General features: G+C 30.7%; 19 protein-coding genes. 9 read left to right on the plus strand and 10 right to left on the minus strand.

Annotation, left to right across the window (positions count from 1 at the left end; translation table 11 throughout):
- Window positions 1-32: 32 nt before the first annotated feature.
- The 3 genes from AB2B44_RS09990 to nadC all read right to left on the minus strand — a co-directional run bounded on the left by AB2B44_RS09990 (window position 33) and on the right by nadC (window position 3,650).
- On the minus strand, window positions 33-602 hold the full coding sequence (locus AB2B44_RS09990; protein WP_369049442.1) for a pentapeptide repeat-containing protein: 570 nt from the start codon (window positions 600-602) through the stop codon (window positions 33-35).
- Entirely contained in the window at window positions 603-2,711 is a 2,109-nt protein-coding gene (locus tag AB2B44_RS09995) for a M3 family metallopeptidase (protein ID WP_369049443.1), read from the minus strand.
- A 78-nt stretch (window positions 2,712-2,789) separates the two neighbouring features.
- Window positions 2,790-3,650, minus strand: coding sequence for a carboxylating nicotinate-nucleotide diphosphorylase (nadC, locus tag AB2B44_RS10000; RefSeq protein ID WP_369049444.1), 861 nt, complete (start codon window positions 3,648-3,650; stop codon window positions 2,790-2,792).
- 108 nt (window positions 3,651-3,758) lie between these two features.
- Between nadC and rlmH the strand changes: the two genes are divergently transcribed.
- The 6 genes from rlmH (at window position 3,759) to AB2B44_RS10030 (ending at window position 8,503) form a co-directional block, all read left to right on the plus strand.
- Window positions 3,759-4,232: a 23S rRNA (pseudouridine(1915)-N(3))-methyltransferase RlmH gene (rlmH, locus tag AB2B44_RS10005; RefSeq protein ID WP_369049445.1), complete on the plus strand. Its 474-nt coding sequence runs from the start codon at window positions 3,759-3,761 to the stop codon at window positions 4,230-4,232.
- Window positions 4,233-4,287: 55 nt separating this feature from the next.
- Window positions 4,288-4,863, plus strand: a complete 576-nt coding sequence (locus AB2B44_RS10010; RefSeq protein ID WP_369049446.1) for a non-canonical purine NTP diphosphatase — start codon at window positions 4,288-4,290, stop codon at window positions 4,861-4,863.
- 82 nt (window positions 4,864-4,945) lie between these two features.
- Window positions 4,946-5,980, plus strand: coding sequence for a FecCD family ABC transporter permease (locus AB2B44_RS10015; protein ID WP_369049447.1), 1,035 nt, complete (start codon window positions 4,946-4,948; stop codon window positions 5,978-5,980).
- A 54-nt stretch (window positions 5,981-6,034) separates the two neighbouring features.
- Entirely contained in the window at window positions 6,035-6,844 is an 810-nt protein-coding gene (locus AB2B44_RS10020; protein WP_369049448.1) for an ABC transporter ATP-binding protein, read from the plus strand.
- A 47-nt stretch (window positions 6,845-6,891) separates the two neighbouring features.
- The gene (locus AB2B44_RS10025; RefSeq protein ID WP_369049449.1) at window positions 6,892-7,920 is read left to right on the plus strand and encodes a M28 family metallopeptidase; all 1,029 of its coding nucleotides are present in this window, start codon (window positions 6,892-6,894) and stop codon (window positions 7,918-7,920) included.
- 115 nt (window positions 7,921-8,035) lie between these two features.
- The gene (locus tag AB2B44_RS10030) at window positions 8,036-8,503 is read left to right on the plus strand and encodes a DUF962 domain-containing protein (protein WP_369049450.1); all 468 of its coding nucleotides are present in this window, start codon (window positions 8,036-8,038) and stop codon (window positions 8,501-8,503) included.
- 9 nt (window positions 8,504-8,512) lie between these two features.
- Here AB2B44_RS10030 and AB2B44_RS10035 read toward each other — a convergent pair whose 3' ends face one another.
- From AB2B44_RS10035 to AB2B44_RS10045, 3 genes are all read right to left on the minus strand, one after another.
- Window positions 8,513-9,781 carry an ABC transporter permease gene (locus AB2B44_RS10035; protein ID WP_369049451.1) on the minus strand — a complete coding sequence of 423 codons (1,269 nt, stop codon included), beginning with the start codon at window positions 9,779-9,781 and terminating at the stop codon, window positions 8,513-8,515.
- A 6-nt stretch (window positions 9,782-9,787) separates the two neighbouring features.
- Window positions 9,788-10,711: an ABC transporter ATP-binding protein gene (locus AB2B44_RS10040; protein ID WP_369049452.1), complete on the minus strand. Its 924-nt coding sequence runs from the start codon at window positions 10,709-10,711 to the stop codon at window positions 9,788-9,790.
- 122 nt (window positions 10,712-10,833) lie between these two features.
- The gene (locus AB2B44_RS10045; protein WP_369049453.1) at window positions 10,834-10,989 is read right to left on the minus strand and encodes a YqaE/Pmp3 family membrane protein; all 156 of its coding nucleotides are present in this window, start codon (window positions 10,987-10,989) and stop codon (window positions 10,834-10,836) included.
- A 224-nt stretch (window positions 10,990-11,213) separates the two neighbouring features.
- Here AB2B44_RS10045 and AB2B44_RS10050 point away from each other — a divergent pair, with 224 nt between their 5' ends.
- A complete protein-coding gene (locus tag AB2B44_RS10050) occupies window positions 11,214-14,117 on the plus strand; it encodes an FAD-binding and (Fe-S)-binding domain-containing protein (RefSeq protein ID WP_369049454.1) in 2,904 nt (967 codons plus the stop codon).
- Window positions 14,118-14,239: 122 nt separating this feature from the next.
- Here AB2B44_RS10050 and AB2B44_RS10055 read toward each other — a convergent pair whose 3' ends face one another.
- Together AB2B44_RS10055 and AB2B44_RS10060 are read right to left on the minus strand one after the other, a co-directional pair.
- A complete protein-coding gene (locus tag AB2B44_RS10055) occupies window positions 14,240-15,109 on the minus strand; it encodes a flagellar motor protein MotB (protein WP_369049455.1) in 870 nt (289 codons plus the stop codon).
- 109 nt (window positions 15,110-15,218) lie between these two features.
- Window positions 15,219-17,864: a valine--tRNA ligase gene (locus AB2B44_RS10060; RefSeq protein WP_369049456.1), complete on the minus strand. Its 2,646-nt coding sequence runs from the start codon at window positions 17,862-17,864 to the stop codon at window positions 15,219-15,221.
- Window positions 17,865-17,971: 107 nt separating this feature from the next.
- Between AB2B44_RS10060 and AB2B44_RS10065 the strand changes: the two genes are divergently transcribed.
- Complete coding sequence (locus AB2B44_RS10065; protein WP_369049457.1) at window positions 17,972-18,334, plus strand: DUF1573 domain-containing protein; 363 nt, start codon at window positions 17,972-17,974, stop codon at window positions 18,332-18,334.
- Window positions 18,335-18,346: 12 nt separating this feature from the next.
- On the plus strand, window positions 18,347-18,763 hold the full coding sequence (locus AB2B44_RS10070) for a DUF1573 domain-containing protein (protein ID WP_369049458.1): 417 nt from the start codon (window positions 18,347-18,349) through the stop codon (window positions 18,761-18,763).
- Between the two features lie 10 nt (window positions 18,764-18,773).
- Here AB2B44_RS10070 and AB2B44_RS10075 read toward each other — a convergent pair whose 3' ends face one another.
- Window positions 18,774-19,811, minus strand: coding sequence for an AMP-binding protein (locus AB2B44_RS10075; protein WP_369049459.1), 1,038 nt, complete (start codon window positions 19,809-19,811; stop codon window positions 18,774-18,776).
- Between the two features lie 23 nt (window positions 19,812-19,834).
- A complete protein-coding gene (locus AB2B44_RS10080; RefSeq protein WP_369049460.1) occupies window positions 19,835-20,791 on the minus strand; it encodes a lysostaphin resistance A-like protein in 957 nt (318 codons plus the stop codon).
- Window positions 20,792-20,794 lie beyond the last annotated feature (3 nt).

A 20,794-nucleotide genomic window follows, 5' to 3' on the forward strand; every position in this document is an offset into this window, starting at 1 on the left:
TTGTTTTTTACTTTCTTATTTTCAAACCCTCATTACTCAATCACAATATTATATTTGTAAAGTAAGCCTAATATATTTTCTTTTGAAAATTTTGCTTTTTTTACAATATTATTTTCTGGATCTATTGTTAAGTTAAAAGCGGTTGAAAAATTTACCGCTTCTAAATTGGTTTGCCTAAAAATAGCTGCTTTTAAATCAGAATTTTCAAAAACAGTTTTATTTATATCGGCTTCAGTAAAATCTACTTCTTGTAGGTTACAATTTACAAATTTTGTAGCAGGTATTTTTAATTGATAAAATGATGAAAAGCTAAGTTGGCAGTCGATAAATTTGAATTGTAATAAAAACGAATCACATTCATTAAATTTTACCCCTATCATTTTGCATTTTATAAACACACATTGTTTAAATGAGGTTTGATGTACTACCGTATTACTAAAATTACAATTAATAAATTCACATTCTAAAAACTGAATATTTGAAGCATGTACGTTCTCGAAATTACAATTCTCGAACGTACAGCTATCATATTCTCCTTTGATAATTTTAGTTTGAGTAAAATCTACCCTTTTGTAGGTTTTATTCTCAAAATAAATATCCATTTACTGCAATCCTCTTGCTTTTAACATGGGTAATGCTTTGGGGTCATGTCCTGCAAAATCTCTATACATCGTGGCATAATCCATGGTATTTCCTTTTGATAAAATTTGCTCTCTAAACTTTTGTCCGTTTTCTCTAGTTAGCAATCCGTTATTTTTAAACCAATCATAGGCGTCATGGCTTAACATTTCTGTCCATAAATACGAATAATATCCAGCAGCATAACCTCCGCTAAAAATATGTGCAAAATAAGTAGATCGATATCTAGTCGGAACTTCAGGTATCAATAATTTCATTTTATCTAAGGCTGTATTTTCAAATTTAGCCACATCATCTATATTTGTATTTGCGCTAATTGTATGCCATTGCATATCTAAACTAGAGGCTGCTAAAAGTTCTGAAATTGAATAGCCTTGATTAAAGGTTCCTGCTTTTTTTATTTTTTGTAGTAATGCTGCAGGAATTACTTTTCCTGTTTTGTAATGTACTGCATAGTTATTTAACACCTCTGGATGTGTTGCCCAATTTTCGTTAAACTGAGATGGAAATTCTACAAAATCTCTAGCAACACTAGTTCCTGAAATAGAATTATATTTTTGATTTGAAAAAAAGCCGTGTAACGCATGTCCAAACTCATGAAAAACGGTTTTTACATCATCAAAACTAATTAAAGCTGGTTCGCCTTTTGCTGGTTTTGAAAAATTACAAACATTAAAAATTACTGGTTTTTGATTACGTAATTTTGACTGCTTAAAAAAAGAGTTCATCCAAGCACCTCCCCGTTTAGAATCTCTAGCAAAATAATCGCCATAAAATAATCCTAATTTACTGCCATCTTCTTCAAAAAGTTCATACACCATCACATCAGGATGATAAGTAGGTATATCTGGACGTTTTTTAAAGGTAATTCCATATAATTTATTTGCTGCATAAAACACCCCTTTTTCTAAAACATTCGTTAATTCAAAGTAAGGTTTTACTTCTTCTTCATTTAAATTATATTTGCTCTTTCTAACTTTTTCAGCATAATAATTCCAATCATAGGGTGCAAGTTTAAAGTGTTTTCCTTCTTTATTAATTTCGGCTTGAATTTCGTTTATTTCAGAAGTAACTTTTTTTAACGATTGAGGTATTAATTGATTAAACATATCAAAAACCTTATCGGGTGTTGCTGCCATAGTACCTTGTAAACTCCAACTAGCATAGTTGTCAAATCCTAATATTTTAGCTTTTTCAGCACGTAACAAAGCTATTTTTTTTACTAAATCACTAGTATTATATTCGCCTTGATCAGTTCTATGAATCGATTTTTCATATAGTTCTTTACGAACTTCTCTATTATCTAAACTTTGTAATAAGGGTTGTTGTGTAGTATTTATAAGTTTAATTTCATACTTACCATCTTTTTCTAAGCTTTTAATTTTTTCTTCAGAAAGTCCTTTTAATTTTTCTTTGTCAGAAATTATTAATCCTCCTTTTTTACTAGCATCTAAAAGTTTTTTTTCAAAATCATTAGACAAACTCGCTAACTGGGCGTTAATACCTTTTAGTTCTTTTTTATCTTCTTCTGACAAATTAGCACCTGCTTTTACAAACTTTTTATAGTACTCTTTTACCAAATGTTTCGATTCAGCATCTAAATTTAAACTCTCTAAATTATTATAAACCGTCTTAACTTTATTAAACAGTGCTGCGTTTAATAAAATTTCATCTTTATGTTTTGAAAGTTTAGGAGCTAATTCTTTTTTGTCTAATTTAATTGTGTCGTTTGTATTAGCGCTTGATAAGGCATAAAAAATTGTACTAGCATTATCTAACACTCTGCTACTTTCTTCTAAAGCTAAAATGGTGTTTTCAAAAGTAGGCGACTCGGTATTAGCTATAATTTTTTCAATCTCTTTATTTTGAACCTCCATTCCTTTTAAAATGGCTGGTAAAAAATGTTTGTTTTTTATTTTCGTAAAATCAGGCGCTCCATAATCTAAGGTGCTTTTTACTAATAAAGGATTTTTTTCCATAAGTGCACTGCTTTCTTTCTTGGTTTGATCTGTTTTACATGATACAACTACCGCTAACAGCGCAGTAGCTATAAATACAAATTTTTTTTTCATTATTTATTGTTTTTTGTATATCTGTTAATTGAATTAAGCAAAGTGTACAACAACACTTTAACTTTATTATCTTTTTAATTATTCTACAGCTTTTAAGCTTAAATCCATATTATATACTGAGTGGGTTAAAGCACCCGACGAGATAAAGTCGACCCCACACTCTGCATATTTACGAATGGTTTTTTCATTTATTCCGCCCGAAGATTCGGTTAAACACTGGTTTCCTATTAATGCTACAGCTTTACGAGTATCGTCGTAATTAAAATTATCTATTAAAATTCTATAAACCCCTTTGTTTTGTAAAATTTCTTCGATTTCTGCTAAACTACGTGCTTCAACAATAATTTTTATATCTAATCCGTTTTCAGCTAAATATTTTTTTGTTTTTGTTATTGCTTGTGTAACACCTCCTGCAAAATCAATATGGTTGTCTTTAATCATTACCATATCATACAACGCAAATCGGTGGTTTTCTCCTCCTCCTATTTTAACTGCCCATTTTTCTATAGCTCTAATTCCTGGAGTAGTTTTTCGAGTATCTAATATTTTGGTTTTAGTTCCTTTTAGTAAATCAACATAACCCTTTGTTTTAGTTGCAATTGCACTCATACGTTGCATAGCATTTAATACCAATCGTTCGGCCTTTAAAATAGATTGTGATTTACCAGACACAAAAAAAACGATATCGCCATATTTCACCTCCGAACCATCGTTGATTAACGTTTCTACTTTTAAATCAGAATCTACATAATTAAACACCATTTTAGCAAATTCTACCCCTGCAATTACCCCCTCGTCTTTTACTAACAGTTTTGCTTTTCCTTGAGCGTCGGCAGGAATACAAGCTAGTGAAGTATAATCACCAGAACCAACATCTTCTCTAATAGCATTTGTTATAATTATATCTAACTCTTTTTCAAATTGTTCTTTTGAAATCATGTTTTATTTTATTGGGTTGTAAAAATAGCATTTTAATTACGAATCTTCAATATCGAATTACAATTAGCGATTTGCTAATTCATAAATTGTAATTTGTAATTTTGTTTTATGAAAATAAAACTATTAGCTATTGGTAAAACTGATGATAAAAATCTGATTCAGTTAATAAATAATTATCAAAATAGATTAAAACATTATGTGAAGTTTGAATTTGAAATTATAGCTGACATTAAAAACGTAAAAAACCTTAGTGAAGCCCAACAAAAAGAAAAAGAAGGTGAGTTAATTTTAGCTAAACTACAACCTACTGATCAATTAATTTTATTAGATGATAAGGGAAAACAGTATACTTCGGTTGAATTTTCGCAATATTTACAAAAAAAGATGAGTTCTGGAATTAAACAATTGGTTTTAGTTATTGGAGGTCCTTATGGATTTTCTGATGCTGTATATCAAAAATCAAACGGAAAAGTATCACTTTCAAAAATGACGTTTTCACATCAAATGATACGGTTGTTTATTATAGAACAAATTTATCGGGGTTTTACAATTCTTAAAAACGAACCTTATCATCATGAATAAATAACAAAATCATCGCTTATATTTTAATTATTTTTACCTTATAAAATTCTAATAAATGAAACTTGTTTTTGCTACCAATAATCTAAACAAACTTACTGAAGTACAAAAAATGCTTCCAAACACTATTGAATTACTATCGTTAAAAGATATTAATTGTTTTGATGATATTGAAGAAACAGCAACCACCTTAGAAGGCAATGCTCAAATTAAAGCCAATTATATTACTAAAAATTTTGGATACAATTGTTTTGCCGATGATACTGGCTTAGAGGTAGAAGCCCTAAACGGAGCGCCTGGAGTATATTCTGCTCGTTATGCAGGTGAACCAGCCAATACTGAAAAAAACATGGAAAAACTAATTAGCGAATTACACCATAAAACGAACAAAAAAGCACAATTTAGAACAGTTATTTGTTTAAATTTAAATGAAAAACAATTTTTTTTTAACGGAATTTGTAAAGGAAACATACTTTCTAAAAAACAAGGCAATCATGGTTTTGGATACGATCCTATTTTTAAACCTGAAGGCTATGATAAATCATTTGCCGAAATGACATCACAACAAAAAAATAAGATTAGTCACCGTGGGTTAGCTATCGAAAAATTAGTAACATTTTTAACTCAATTATAATTCGTAAACTTGCTACAGTAATTTAATTAAAAACCTAAAAAAGCACATACCGCTTTTCTTTTTTTACAAGAGCAATAAAACATTGAAAAACTTAACAAACACATACACACCTTATTTTATTCTCTTATCTATTTTACTGATTATTTTTTTTATATTAAACATCAGTTTTGGATCTGTTGTCATACCGCTAAAAGAAATTTTTAATATTATCTTAGGAGAACCTGCCTCAAAAGAGAGTTGGAAAACCATTATTATAAATTACCGATTACCAAAAGCAATAACGGCTATTTTAGTAGGCTCTGGCTTATCAATAAGCGGTTTATTAATGCAAACCTTATTTAGAAACCCTCTTGCAGGACCTTTTGTATTAGGTATTTCATCAGGTGCCAGTTTAGGTGTTGCTTTATTAATTTTAGGATCTAGTGTTTTTGGAAGCTTTTTTTTAGCTTCTGTTTTTTCAAATTGGGCATTAGCCATCGCTGCTAGTCTAGGAGCTTTTTTAGTACTTTTAGCAGTAATTATTGCAGCTAATAAAGTTCGTAATACAATGTCTATTTTAATTATAGGGTTAATGTTCGGCTCTTTAACATCGGCAATTATTAGTGTTTTGGCTTATTTTAGTGAAGCAGAACAAATTCAACAATATTTATTTTGGAGCTTTGGTAGCTTAGGAAATTTAACATGGAAAGAACTTTCTGTTTTTGGCGTTATTTATCTTACCGCAATATCTGGTACTTTTTTATTAATAAAACCCTTAAACAGTCTTTTATTAGGAGAAAACTATGCTAAAAGTTTAGGGATTAACATCAAAAAAAACAGAATCTTTATTTTAATACTTACCAGTATATTAACTGGTGTTATTACCGCTTTTTCAGGACCTATCGCTTTTGTAGGATTAGCCGTTCCGCACATTGCTAAATTAGTTTTTTCAACTTCTAATCATAAAATAATATTACCCGGTGTAATGTTAATTGGTTCAATTGTTTTACTAATTTGTGATAGCATAGCTCAATTACCAACAAGCGAATTCACCTTGCCTATCAATGCCATTACATCGCTATTTGGTGCTCCTGTAGTAATTTGGTTATTAGTAAGAAAAAAGAAAATATATATTTAAAATTACAGCTACCCCATTAGAAAAACACCTTTAAAAATTAATGAAAAAAAATTTGTGAATTCCGTATCTAAACATACTATACTAGAAACTAAAAACCTTTCTATTGGTTATCAATCAAAAAAAAAGCAAACGACCATTGCTTCAGCTATTAATATTACCGTTGAAAAAGGAAAGTTTGTAGGCTTATTGGGTAAAAATGGCATTGGTAAATCTACCTTATTACGCACTCTTGCTAAAGTTCAAAAACCATTAAAAGGCTCGGTAAAACTGAATCAAAAAGAACTTACTAGTTATACCCATAAAGAGCTAGCAACTGTGTTAAGCATTGTTTTAACAGAGCGTTTACCCGAAAGCCAACTTACTGTTTTTGAACTGGTTGCTTTAGGTCGCCAACCCTACACCAATTGGATTGATAAATTAACCGAATTAGATTTACAAAAAATACAATGGGCTATAGAACAAACCGAAATTGAGCATTTAAAAAACAAACGATTTTACGAGTTAAGTGATGGGCAACTTCAACGGGTATTAATTGCTCGTGCACTAGCACAAGATGCCGAAATTATTATTTTAGACGAGCCTACTGCTCACCTCGATATTCACCATACTTTTAAAGTGTTTTCTTTACTAAAAAAATTAGTTAAAAATACTGGAAAAACAATTATTATTTCTACCCATGAAATAAATTTAGCTATTCAATTAGCTGATGAATTAATATTATTATCCGAAAACGAAATATATAGTGGTACCATAGAAAAATTAGTTGATCAAAAAGCCTTTGAAAAACTTTTTGCTAAAGACCTGATTAGTTTTAACAAAACATTAAAACAATTCGTTATTAAAAAAAGTAGTTTTGGTAGCTAACAATTAACACAATTACTTTATAAACTAATTAAGAATATTAAATTTAAATGAAAAAAATTTTATTTTTAGTGAGTGTAAGTCTCTTCATTTCCTGTGCATCAAATAAAGACACCTCAAACGACCCTAATATAGATTATGCTGATAAATTTGCTAAAACCATTACAGCTAAAGACCTAGCAAAACACTTATTTATCTATGCTTCTGATGAATTTGAAGGTAGAGACACTGGGGAGCCTGGACAAAAAAAAGCTGTTAATTATTTAAAAAAGTTTTATGTAGACCATAAAATAAACTCGCCGTTAGGTGGTGATGATTACTTTCAAGATATCTCTTCAGAATATTTAAGCACCACAAATCGACGTAAATTAAAATTAAAAGCTTCAGAGAATGTAGTGGCTTTTATAAAAGGCTCTGAAAAACCCAATGAAATTGTGATAATTTCTGCTCACTTAGATCATGTTGGCATGAAAAACGGAGAAATCTATAATGGTGCAGATGACGACGGTTCTGGAACCGTTTCAGTTTTAGAAATTGCCGAAACTTTTAAAAAAGCTGTAGACGCAGGCAAACGCCCTAAACGTTCTATCCTATTTTTACACGTTACGGGTGAAGAGAAAGGTTTATTAGGTTCTAGTTATTATACCGAACATCCTATTTTTCCGTTAGCCAATACGGTTGTTGATTTAAATATTGATATGATTGGTCGTGTTGACGACCGTCACAAAAACAACCCAAATTATATCTATTTAATTGGAGCCGATAAATTAAGTACCGATTTATATAACCTTTCAGAAGCTACTAATAAGAAATACACCAATTTATCTTTAGATTATAAATATAACGATGAAAACGATCCAAATCGTTTTTACTATCGTTCTGATCACTATAACTTTGCAAAACATAACATTCCAATTATTTTTTACTTTAACGGAACACATGAAGATTATCATAAACCCACCGATACCCCTGATAAAATTAACTACGAATTGTTAGAAAAACGAGCTCGGTTAGTTTTTTATACTGCTTGGGAAATAGCTAACAGAAAAAATCGTTTAGTGGTTGATAAAGCAAAATAAAATATTTCATAAATAAATTAAAGCCGCTTTAGAAAAACTAAAGCGGCTTTAATTTATTCTTTATACTCGTTTCTTTTAAATAACTTATATTAGCTTACCAAAATTTACAGCTAAGATGAAAACAGCCACACAATGGTTTAACGAATATGAAGTAAGCCACCAAAACAAAACCAACAAAATTATTCATTACTTCTGTGTACCTGCTATTTTTTTTAGCGTTATTGGCTTGTTAATGTCTATTCCACCTAGTTTTTTAACCTCGTTAAAATTATACAATCCCCTTATAGAAAATTGGGCTTTTGTTATAGGTATTTTTATTGCTGTTGTTTTTTATTTACCCTTACAATTTTGGTACTTTTTACAAATGCTTTTAATTATATTAGTATCTATTGTTTTAAATTTTTGGATAAGCAATCATTATAACCTACCCTTAATTGCAACAACAATATTTATTATTGCTTGGATAGCACAGTTTTACGGGCACAAAATAGAAGGTAAAAAACCCTCTTTTTTTAAAGATTTACAATTTTTATTAATTGGTCCGCTTTGGGTAATTCAAAAAATAACTAATAAAAACAGTTAAAATAAATACTTAGGTTAATTTTAAAATGTTTTTTCTAAACATTATAACTGCTAGTGAGTTTAAAACCACTCCTATAAGTAAAAGAACTATTATTCTTGACATAAAGGTTGTGCTAAAAATAGATAGGTTTCTCCAAAACAAATCATAAAAACCTTGAATACTCCAATAATTTACTGAAATAACAGCTGCTTTTTGCATAATTGAAGGCATAAAAAATAACGGGATCATACTACCACCTATTGCGCTCATTATTAAAATAATTAATGTTGAAAACCCTTGAACTTGCTGTCTGTTTTTAGCAAATGATGCTAACAAAACTCCAAATGCCGAACAAGCGAATGCTGTTGCTACAATCATTAGTAGTAAACCAAACAAATGAGAAGCTATATCTAATCCAAAAAACAGACTTGCAAAAACAAACATAACTAACAATTGTAAAATAGAAATAATATTGATTGAAAGCATTTTTCCAAATAAAATATTCAACGGATTCATTGGAGTATAAAGCAACCGTTTTAAAGTACCTTCTTCTTTTTCATCTAATAAGCCCATACCAATACCCGCAACAGAAAACAACAACATCATTACAGCTGTTCCTGCAACTGCCTGAATTAAACCTAGTTGATTGTTATTGGTAGCTTTAATTAATTTAGTCATTTTAATATCTTCTCCCATAAAACTTCTGTTCGAACGTATTTTTTCTTCACCTGTATTTTTTCTACCTTTAGAAATAGCATCAAAAAGTTTATCATATTGCGCCTGAATGATTTGTTTAACCTCTGGATTAGATATGCCTGCTAAATTTGACAACCTACTACCCATAGCTGCTTTTGAGTTTACCATGTTAAAAGGTAACATAGCAATAGTTGGAATAAGAGATTGCTGTAAAAGACCTATTTCAATCTCTTTTGCTTGGTCGTATTTTAATTCTAAAGGTAATTGATTACCTGTTTTTAAAGAGTCTGAAAAACCTTTATGTATAACCAACACACAACTTTCTTTTCCTTTTTTTATGGCTTTTTCTGCATTTTCTATAGACGACATCTTTATTTCTAAAGGTTTTAACGAATCAAACAACTCTATCGCCTTCTTAGATTCTACCGTATGATCTAAATCGCTAATCAATAAAGATATTTTATTTTTTTTACTGCTTTTTCCTACCCCACCAAAAGCAAAGGCAAACAATGTTATTAAAGCTATAGGTATAGCAAAGGTTAGCAACATTGAACGTTTATCTTTAAAAAAAAGTTTTAAGTCTTTTATAGCTAGTTTTATCATAATTTTTTAATCTCTTAGTTGTTTACCCGTTAACTTTAAAAAAATGGTTTCAAGATTCATTTTTAAAATCTCAATATTTGTAATTTCTAAACCCAATTGATTACATTGTAAAACTAATTTTGATAAATCGCTTTTAACGTTTAATGAATAAAAATGAACCGTATTTTCAATTTGCTTCATATCACCCCAAAAAGCTGAAATCTCTTTAACATCCATATCATTAAGGTTTAAAAATGTAATAGCTATCGTTTCTTTAACCGAACTTGAATTTCTTAATTCATCTAAAGTACCCTCTGCTATTATTTTTCCATCATCTATTATTCCTATACGGTCGCAAAATCTTTCTGCTTCTTCCATATAATGTGTTGTATAAACAATGGTCATTCCTTGTTTATGTAATTTTTCTACTACTTCAAAAATCAGGTTTTTACTCTGGGGGTCAATACCAACAGTGGGTTCGTCCATAAACAACACTTTAGGTTGGTGTAATAAGGCTGAGGCTATATTAACTCTGCGTTTCATACCGCCCGAATAATTTTTAATTTTATCATTCTTTCTTTGGTCTAACCCAAACAGTTTTAATAATTCAGTTGCTCTGCTTGATAATTCATTTTTAGGCACCTCATATAAACCACCCCAAAACATTAAATTTTCATACGCAGATAACTCTTCATATAAAGCTATTTCTTGCGGAACAACACCTATGAGTTTTTTTACCTCTTTGGGTTGCATTTCTATATTTTGATTATCAATTATTACTTCTCCTGAATCTAACTCAAGAATAGAACTCAATATAGAAATTGTTGTTGTTTTTCCAGCTCCATTTGGCCCCAATAAACCGTAAAATTCACCTTCATCTATGGCTAAGCTAATTCCTTTTAAAGCTTCTCGGTTATCATACGTTTTTTTTAAGTTTTTTACTTCAATCATATATTTTAAATAAGTATTAATTATAACAAAAATAGTAGCTTAGTTATTGTAAATTTAGCAATTATTATTATCTTAATAATCAATGGGTTTATCACTTTATTTTAGATTATTATAAAGTCCGTTTAATTCGGGTTATTTAAAATAACCAAAGCTCCAATTACACCCGGAATCCAACCACAAAGTGTTAACAAAAAAATAATTAAAAAAGAGCCACAACCTTTATCAATAATCGAAAGAGGCGGAAACAAAATAGCTAATAAAACTCTAAAAAAACTCATAATATAATTTTGGTAATATATCTATAAGACTAGGCATTATTAGTTTTGTTACAAAAAAACAAAGAATAAAATAATAATTATTAATATTTTTTATGTTTAATGTTTTTTATGTTTAGTGTTTTTATGTTCATCTTAAAAAATAAAATCAAAAATGTTATTTTTGGCAGCATATTACAGTTAATCAATTAGTTTCTTCTAAAAAAGATCTTCTAAAGAGCAATTTAATGACTTTAAACCAACATTTATCAATATTAAAAAAAGACCTTTCAGGTAAATTATATTTTGATAACTTACACAAAAACATCTATGCTACCGATGCCTCGGTATATCGAAAAATTCCGTTAGCCGTAGCTTATCCAAAAGATGTTAGCGATCTTAAAACACTTATTGCTTTTGCAACACAAAATAAAATAACACTTATACCTCGAACTGCAGGAACCTCTCTTGCTGGTCAATGTGTTGGTGATGGTATTGTGATTGATGTATCTAAATACTTTACCCATATTCTTGCTTTTGACGAGGCTAATAAAACAATTACCGTAGAACCTGGAATAATTCGTGACGACCTAAATCGATTTTTAAAACCTTTCGGGTTATTTTTTGGGCCTAACACCTCTACTTCTAATCGTTGTATGATTGGGGGTATGGTAGGTAACAACTCTTCTGGTAGCACATCTATTCAATACGGTGTTACGCGCGATAAAGTGTTACGCATTGAAGGTTTATTAAGCAATGGTAATTCTGTTGTTTTTACTGAAATTACCTCAAACGAGTTTAAGCAAAAAACAAAAAACAACTCGTTAGAAGGAAGTATTTATAAAACAATTTTTGATGAGTTATCTTTAAAAGAAACGCAAGAAGAAATACACCATAATTTTCCTAAAAAAAGTATTCATCGAAGAAATACAGGTTATGCTGTTGATGAACTTTTACAATCAGATTTATTTGGTGGAAATAACCCCACTATAAATATTGCAAAATTGCTTACTGGTAGCGAAGGCACATTGGTATTTTCAACAGCTATTACATTACAATTAAACGACTTACCCCCTTCTAAAAGCATAATGGTTTGTGCCCATTTTACAAGTATAAACGAAAGTTTAGAAGCAACCGTAACGGCCATGAAACACAATTTATACAATTGTGAATTAATGGATAAAGTAATTTTAGATTGTACTAAAAACAACCGAGAGCAAACTAAAAATCGGTTTTTTTTACAAGGCGACCCAGAAGCTATTTTAATGTTAGAAGTAAGTGCAAACACATTAGAAGACGCTGAAATTTTAGCAAATAATTTAATTGAAGACCTACAAAAAAACAAATTTGGATACCATTATCCGAAGGTATATGACAATGATATTGCCAAAGTACACGATTTACGAAAAGCAGGGTTAGGGTTGTTAGGTAATATTATTGGAGATAAAAAAGCTGTTGCTTGTATTGAAGACACTGCTGTTGCTTTAGAAGATTTACCTAGCTACATTAGCGAGTTTACTAAAATAATGGACTCTTACCAACAAAAAGCAGTCTATTACGCACATGCTGGTGCAGGCGAATTGCATCTTCGCCCTATTTTAAATTTAAAGAAAAAAGAAGATGTTATTCTTTTTAGAAAAATTACTACAGAAACGGCTAAATTGGTAAAAAAATACAATGGCTCGTTTAGTGGTGAACATGGCGATGGTATTGTACGAGCCGAATTTATTCCATTAATGATTGGCACTAAAAATTATGAATTATTAAGGCGAATAAAAAAAGCGTTCGACCCTAATAATATATTTAATAAAGGAAAAATTACAGATGCTTTTTCAATGGATGAAAACTTACGCTACCAAATTAACCGTAAAGAACCTGTTATAAAAACAATTCAAGATTTTTCTGATAATCAAGGCATTTTAAAACTAGCTGAAAAATGTAATGGTTCTGGCGACTGTAGAAAATCACCAGAGGCAGGTGGTACACTATGCCCTAGCTATAGAGCTACCCGAAACGAAAAAGACACTACAAGAGCAAGAGCAAACACACTACGAGAAGTACTAACCAACAACACCTCTCAAAACAAATTTAACTCAAAAGAATTAAAAGAAATTTTAGACCTGTGCTTAAGTTGTAAAGCCTGTGCCAGCGAATGCCCTAGCAGTGTTGATATTGCCTCTATGAAAGCCGAGTTTTTATACCAATATCAAGAGGTTAATGGCTATTCTTTTCGCAACAAATTATTTGCTAATAGTACCAAATACAATAAACTAGGTAGTAAATTACCGTATAGCACCAACTTTTTCACTAATACAGCTCTTGCTAAAAAGATAATGGGAATTGCTCCAAACCGTAGTGTACCTAAATTAGCAAAACAACCCTTAGCTACTTGGTTAAAAAAACAACCTGAAAAATTATTCGAAAAAAAAGTATACTTTTTTAATGATGAATTTACAAACTATTACGATACTGCAATAGGTAAAGATGCTTTTGTTTTATTAAAAAAACTAGGCTATCAAGTATTAACGGTAAAACATCAAGAAAGCGGACGAAGTTATATATCAAAAGGATTTTTAAACCAGGCTAAAGAAATTGCAAATAAAAATGTGACTCTTTTTAAAGATTTGATTTCTGAAAAAACACCTCTTATAGGCATTGAACCCTCTGCTATTTTAACTTTTAGAGATGAATATCTTCGCTTAGCTGATGATAAAATAGGGGCTCAAAACCTTGCAAAACACACTTTTACTATTGAAGAATTTTTAGCTTCAGAGTTTAAGCAAAGAAAATTTGATGCTTCGTTTTTTACCAATAATGAAAAAAACATAAAAATTCATGGGCATTGCCACCAAAAAGCATTATCAAGCACGCAGGCTTCTTTTTCTATTTTAAACATTCCTAAAAACTACTCGGTAACAATTATGAATACAGGTTGTTGTGGTATGGCTGGTTCTTTTGGATACGAAAAAGAACATTATAAGGTAAGTATGCAAGTAGGTGAAGATACTTTATTTCCAAAAATTAGAAATTGTGATAGTGCTACTGAAATTGCTGCTGCAGGTACTAGTTGTCGTCATCAAATTTTTGACGGTACTAAGCGAATTGCAAAGCACCCTATAACTATTTTAAAAGAAGCTTTACTCAACAATTAAAATTAAAAACGCCTAAACTTATCTCGTAAAGGTAGCTTTATAAAAGAACAAACCCCACAAATAAACACGTAGAACGTAAAAGTGTTTATTTGTGGGGTTTTACTTTAGTTTTACCTCTACAATTAGCTTTTTAATGGTTCTTCTTGCGACAATAACCAAAAAAACTTATCCAAATCGGGTAAAATAACTATTCGAGTTCTTCTATTCTTTGCTCTATTTTCAGCTGTATCATTTGACACTAAAGGCACTGAAGCCCCTCTACCAGAAGGTATTAACCTATTTGCCTGAATACCAAAGTTATTTTGAAAAATACGTACAATTGAGGTAGCGCGTTTTACACTTAAATCCCAGTTATCTTCAACTACTGCATTATGAATGGTACGAGAATCTGTATGTCCTTCAACCATAACATCTATAGAAGGGTCAGATTTAATAATATTTGCTATTTTTTCTATTACGGTATAAGCTTTCTTTTTCACTTTATAGCTAGCCGTATTAAACAATAATTTATCTGAAACTGAAATCATAACCACCGTTTTATCGATATTAACATCAATACCATCAGATTTTCCTAATTGCATGTCTTTAACTGATTTTTGAAAGTTGTGTAGTAAGGCAACATTCATCGAATCTTTTAAAGTTTTTGCATTTGCTAATTCAGACGGAGCTACATCTTCTAAAATTTTTTGCATTTTCTTTTTCAACGAATTCGAAATTACAGTTGTATTACCAACCAGATCTAATTTCACATCGTTTTGGTGTTGCAAATCAGAATTTAAATTATGTAAGGCATTTAGTTTTCGATTATAATCTTCAACATGCTTTTCTATTTTAGCAAAATTGGCTTCTAACTTTTCTTTTTCTAAAGTTGTTTTTTGCAAATTCGCTCGCGTATCATTGTATTGTTGTTCTAAAGCTACATACTTTTTTTTAGACACACACGATGTAAGAGATAGTACAATTAATACTATCGGAATAATTAGTTTTTTCATTCAAGTTTTTATTTTGGTTTTACTTAGTTAAAACTCTAAAAGACATAATTTAGTATAAAACCAAAAAAAAATTATGGTTCTATAAAACAAATAATAACCTATTAAAAAGTTATTGCAAGCTAATTAAACTGTTTTTTATCGTTTCAATTTTAGCTAAAGTATCCGATTCTTTTTTGCGCTCTAATGCAATTACTTGTTCGGGAGCATTGTTTACAAAACGTTCATTTGATAATTTCTTTTGAATTCCTGTTAAAAAGCCTTCTGCTCGTTTTAATTCTGTTTTTAATTTTATAATTTCGGCTTCAACATCAACCGTTTCTAATGAAATTGGAACGAAATATTCATTCGATTTTATACGGAATGATGCGCTTCCTTCTACTTTATCATCAACATAAGTGATTTTCGAAACATTGGTTAACTTTTGAATTAACTTATCAAAATTTTTCGTAACGTTTTCGTTATTAACAACAGCTAACTCAATAGCATCTTTAAACGAAATGTTTTTGTTTTTTCTAATCGTTCTAATACCTGAAACAACATCGGTTGCAAACTCAAAATTAGTTATCAATTCTTGATTTACATTTTCTAAACTAGCTTCAGGGTATTTAGCAATAATTAAGGCGTCTTGTGGAGTTCTTTCAATAATATGATGCCAAATTTCTTCTGATATAAAAGGCATAAACGGATGTAGTATTTTTAAATTATTTTCTAATACTGTTATTACCGCTGCATAAGTTTTAGCATCAATAGGCTGTTGATAGGCTGGTTTTACAATTTCTAATAACCAAGATGAAAAATCATCCGTTATTAACTTGTAAATTGCCATTAATGCATCTGATAAACGATATTTACTAAAATGGTCTTCTATTTCTAGTAATACTTTATTAAACTTAGCATTATACCAAGCCAAGCCTATTTTTGCTGTTTCTGGTTGTTCTATATTTTCATCTATAGCCCACCCTTTAATTAAACGAAAGGTATTCCAAATTTTATTAGCAAAGCCTTTTCCTTGTTGGCATAAATCTTCATCAAATAGCAAATCATTACCTGCGGCAGAACTCAATAACAGCCCTACACGCACTCCATCAGCACCAAAATCTTGAATTAGCTTTAGGGCATCGGGTGAATTTCCTAATGATTTACTCATTTTTCTACGCTGTTTATCGCGTACCAATCCTGTTAAATATACGTTTTCAAATGGTCGTTGGTCTTTGTATTCATAACCCGCAATAATCATTCTAGCCACCCAAAAGAATAAAATATCTGGCCCTGTAACTAAATCGTTTGTGGGATAATAGTAGTTAATTTCTTCATTATCTGGATTTCGAATACCATCAAAAACCGACATCGGCCATAACCAAGAAGAAAACCAAGTATCAAGCACATCGGGGTCTTGTTTTAAATCAGAAATTGTTAAGCTGGTATTTTGTGCTTTCTCTTTTGCTAAAATTAGTGCTTCTTCAGGGGTTTCTGCAACTACAAAATCTTCTTTCCCGTCGCCATAATAGTATGCGGGAATTTGTTGCCCCCACCATAATTGACGAGAAATATTCCAATCACGAATATTCTCCATCCAATGGCGATACGTGTTTTCAAATTTTTTAGGAAATAAATTTATTTCTTTATTTTTTCCTAAAACTGCTTCTATAGCTGGTTTAGCTAGTTGTTCCATTTTTAAAAACCACTGATCTGAAAGCCTTGGCTCAATAACTACCTTAGTTCTTTCAGAAGTGCCTACTTTGTTTGTGTAGATTTCTGTTTTTACTAAAAATCCTTTTTCTTGAAGTTCTTTAGCAATTTCGTCTCTAACAACAAACCTATCTTTTCCTTCATAGTGTAAACCATAAGAATTTAAGGTCGCATCGTCATTAAAAATATCAATTACGTCTAAGTTGTGTTTATCGCCTAAAACTTTATCGTTTTCATCATGTGCTGGGGTTACTTTTAAACAACCTGTACCAAATTCAACATCAACATACTCATCTTCAATAATTGGAATTTCTCGATTACATAAAGGCACAATTGCTTTTTTACCTTTTAAATGTGTAAATCGCTCATCGTTAGGATTAATACAAATAGCGGTATCACCCAAAATGGTTTCTGGTCGTGTTGTAGCAATGGTTACTTTTTCATCAGAACCAACAATATTATACTGTAAGTAATATAAGCTTGCTTGACGTTCTTCGTAAATTACCTCTTCATCAGATAAGGTAGTTTTAGCCTCTGGATCCCAATTAACCATTCTATAACCTCGGTAAATTAGACCTTTGTTATACAAATCAACAAAAACTTTAATAACCGATTCAGACAAAGCATCATCCATAGTAAAGGCTGTACGTTTCCAATCGCAAGAAGCGCCTAGTTTTTTTAATTGCTCTAAAATAATACCTCCATACTCTTTCTTCCATTCCCAAGCATGTTTTAAAAACTCTTCACGGGTTAAATCGTTTTTATAAATACCTTGATCTTTCAACTTAGCCACTACTTTAGCTTCAGTTGCAATCGAAGCATGATCAGTACCTGGTACCCAACAAGCATTTTTACCTTGTAAACGGGCACGACGAATAAGTACATCTTGTATGGTATTATTTAACATATGCCCCATATGTAACACCCCTGTAACATTTGGTGGTGGAATTACAATAGTGTATGGTTCTCTTTTATCGACTACCGAATAAAAATAATTATGTTGCATCCAGTAATCGTACCATTTATCTTCTACTGTATTGGGGTCATATTTTGACGGAATTTGCATCTTTGGAATGATTTTTGAAATATAGTCTGCAAAAATACAATTATCTATTTTTAACTGAAAGTGTGTAATTAATTTTTTGATAATAAAAATTTTGTAAATTTGTACCGATGACTAAAAGATTGCTTATACTATTAGGATTACTTTTCTCTGTTGCAATTTCTGCTCAAGAGTTTAAGTTTGAAAATGAAACCATTGACTATGGTAAAATAGCCAAAAATTCAGATGGAAAGCGCGTTTTTGAGTTCACCAATATTGGAGACGCTCCATTAATTATTGAAAACATTAAAACTTCGTGTGATTGTGCTGTGCCCGAAAAGCCTGAAAAACCAATTATGCCTGGAGAAAAATCGACACTAACGGTAGAGTACGACACTTCGAAAACAGGTGGTTTTTCTAAAATTATCACTATTTTTTCGAATGCTAAAAACGAAGTTAAGAAAATACGAATAAAAGGATACATAACTAAATAAACAAAAACAAAAATGAAAACAGTAATTGCATTACTTTTTATTGGAGCTATTAGTTTAACAGCTAAAGCTCAAGAATTTAAATTTGAAAATGAAACCATTAATTACGGTAAAATAGCTGTAGGTAGTGATGGAAAACGTGTTTTTGAATTTACCAATGTTGGTGACCAGCCTTTAATTATAAGTAGCGTAAGGTCTTCTTGTGGGTGTACTATACCTAAAAAACCAAAAGACCCTATTATGCCTGGTAAAAAAGGAGAGATAGAAGTTTCGTACAACACAAAAAGAATTGGTGGTTTTACAAAAAACATTACTATTTTTTCAAATGCTAAAAAACAAGAAAGAAAAGTTATTACAATAAAAGGCTACGTGGCTAAAGAGATTGTGCCTGAGAAAGAAAAAAGCATGATGTCTTCTGAAGCTAGTAAATAAAAAATAACCTCTATTTTTTAAACAATATATCCAACGTTTTTTTACGTTGGATTTTTTTTGTTTCAGTTTCTACAAACGTATCAATAAAATATACCTCTTTCGGAATTTCGTATTTAGTAAGATTTTTTACTTGATTAAAAGCAACCTTGTATTGTTGCCCTTCAATAATTAAAATTAATTTCTGCCCTAATCGGTCATCCGAAACTCCTGACACAAAAAAACGGCGAGAAATAATTGTAGAAAGTTTTTCTTCTATTTCTTCAGGTTGTAATTTAATTCCGCCCGAATTAATAATCGTGTCGTAACGCCCTAACCATTCAAATTGCTTATCCGATATTAACTGCACCACATCATTGGTAATAATTAATGTATCTGAAACTTTAGGAGCCGCTATAACCAAACAATTTCGTTTATCTTGATATATTTTTACATCAGGTAAAACCTGATAAAAAAGTAGGATCGTTTTACTTTGGTTTAATTTTTTAACCGCAATATGGGTAATGGTTTCTGTCATTCCATAAGTAGCAAAAACCTTAGTTTTCACCTTTTGAAGTTTGTTTTGTAAGGTTTTAGAAACCACACCGCCACCAACAATTAACTTTTTTATTCTGTTAATTTCATCTAACGAATTTTCTACCTGCATAGGTGCCATTGCGCAGAAATCATAGTTTTTTGTATTGTGTTTAAGCGGATTTAAATCTGGCTGCACCACATCTAAATGCCAACCTAATGCTAAGGCTCGCACCAACATCATTTTTCCTGCAATATAGTCAGGTGAAAGACATAATAATGCCGTAGTTTTTTTAGGTAATTCGAAAAATTTTGAAGTGGCTAACGCCGAATTTAGTAACTGTTGTTTTTTAAGCTTAATCTGTTTTGGTTTTCCTGTAGACCCTGAGGTTTTTACCGTAAATTCATCAGCACTAAACCATTGAAACAAAAAAGGATAAATAGATGAAACGTGAATTCTTGCAAAAGACAATAACTCATTAACCGAAGAAAATGAGTTTTCATTAAGTGTAAAATTAATATCAAAGTTTGTATCCACGTTTGGTTAATACAATTTTACGATTAAATTATACTTGTTGGTTGTTCTGCAGAAGGCTCTTCTACACGACCTAAAAGTTTTTCTTTCCAGTTTTTCCAACCGTATTTTTTAGAAAAAAGAAATAATACTGCTGGATACAATACCAAAACAGGAAAAAACATTTCCCACCCAACCGAGGGCTCTGATGTATCTATAAACAAAGCGTCTGTTTGAAAAACTGCCCAATTATTCGTTACTAAAAATGCGGCAACAATATTGTTAACGGCATGTAAGCCCATAGATAATTCTAAGCCTTCATCCATTAACGTTGTAATGCCATAAAAAAAGCCTGTACCTATATAAAAAACCATAGAAATATATCCTAGTTTTTGTACTTCAGGGTTTGCGCCATGTAACAACCCAAAACATACCGATGTTAGTAGTAAAGGTAACCACTTATTTTTCGACAATATGCCCAAACCTTGCATAAAATAACCTCTAAACAAAAGTTCTTCAAAACTAGTTTGTAAGGGTAATAATAAAAAAGAAATAACCAATAATATAAAAAATGGCACGGCTTTAAAGTTATAAATATAATTTTCAGGTTCCGTAAAAACACTAATTGTTATGGCTATACCCGCCAACAATCCCCAAATTACAAATGCAAATCCAAAACGTTTCCAGTCTATCTTATCTCTTGAAGTAACTAAAGTTTTTACGGGTCGTTTATGTATGTATTTTACCCCAAGTAATAAAAACAATAACCCTACAGCAAACATAAACAGCATTAAAAATAAATACAGATTATTGTTTATACCTAGCCCCATAAAATTATTAGCTGCAGCTTTTGTAAATGCAGTTGTATCTGTTGAATGTGTTACTGCAACAAACAATAACGGAATAGCGCCTATAAACTGCCAGCCAACAAGCACTAATAGTATTGTAATTAAATATCGCCACCATTCATTTTTACCTTTATATGCTTGTTGTATAAAATTCATTTT

Source organism: Tenacibaculum sp. UWU-22 (assembly GCF_041021355.1).
Lineage (GTDB): Bacteria > Bacteroidota > Bacteroidia > Flavobacteriales > Flavobacteriaceae > Polaribacter.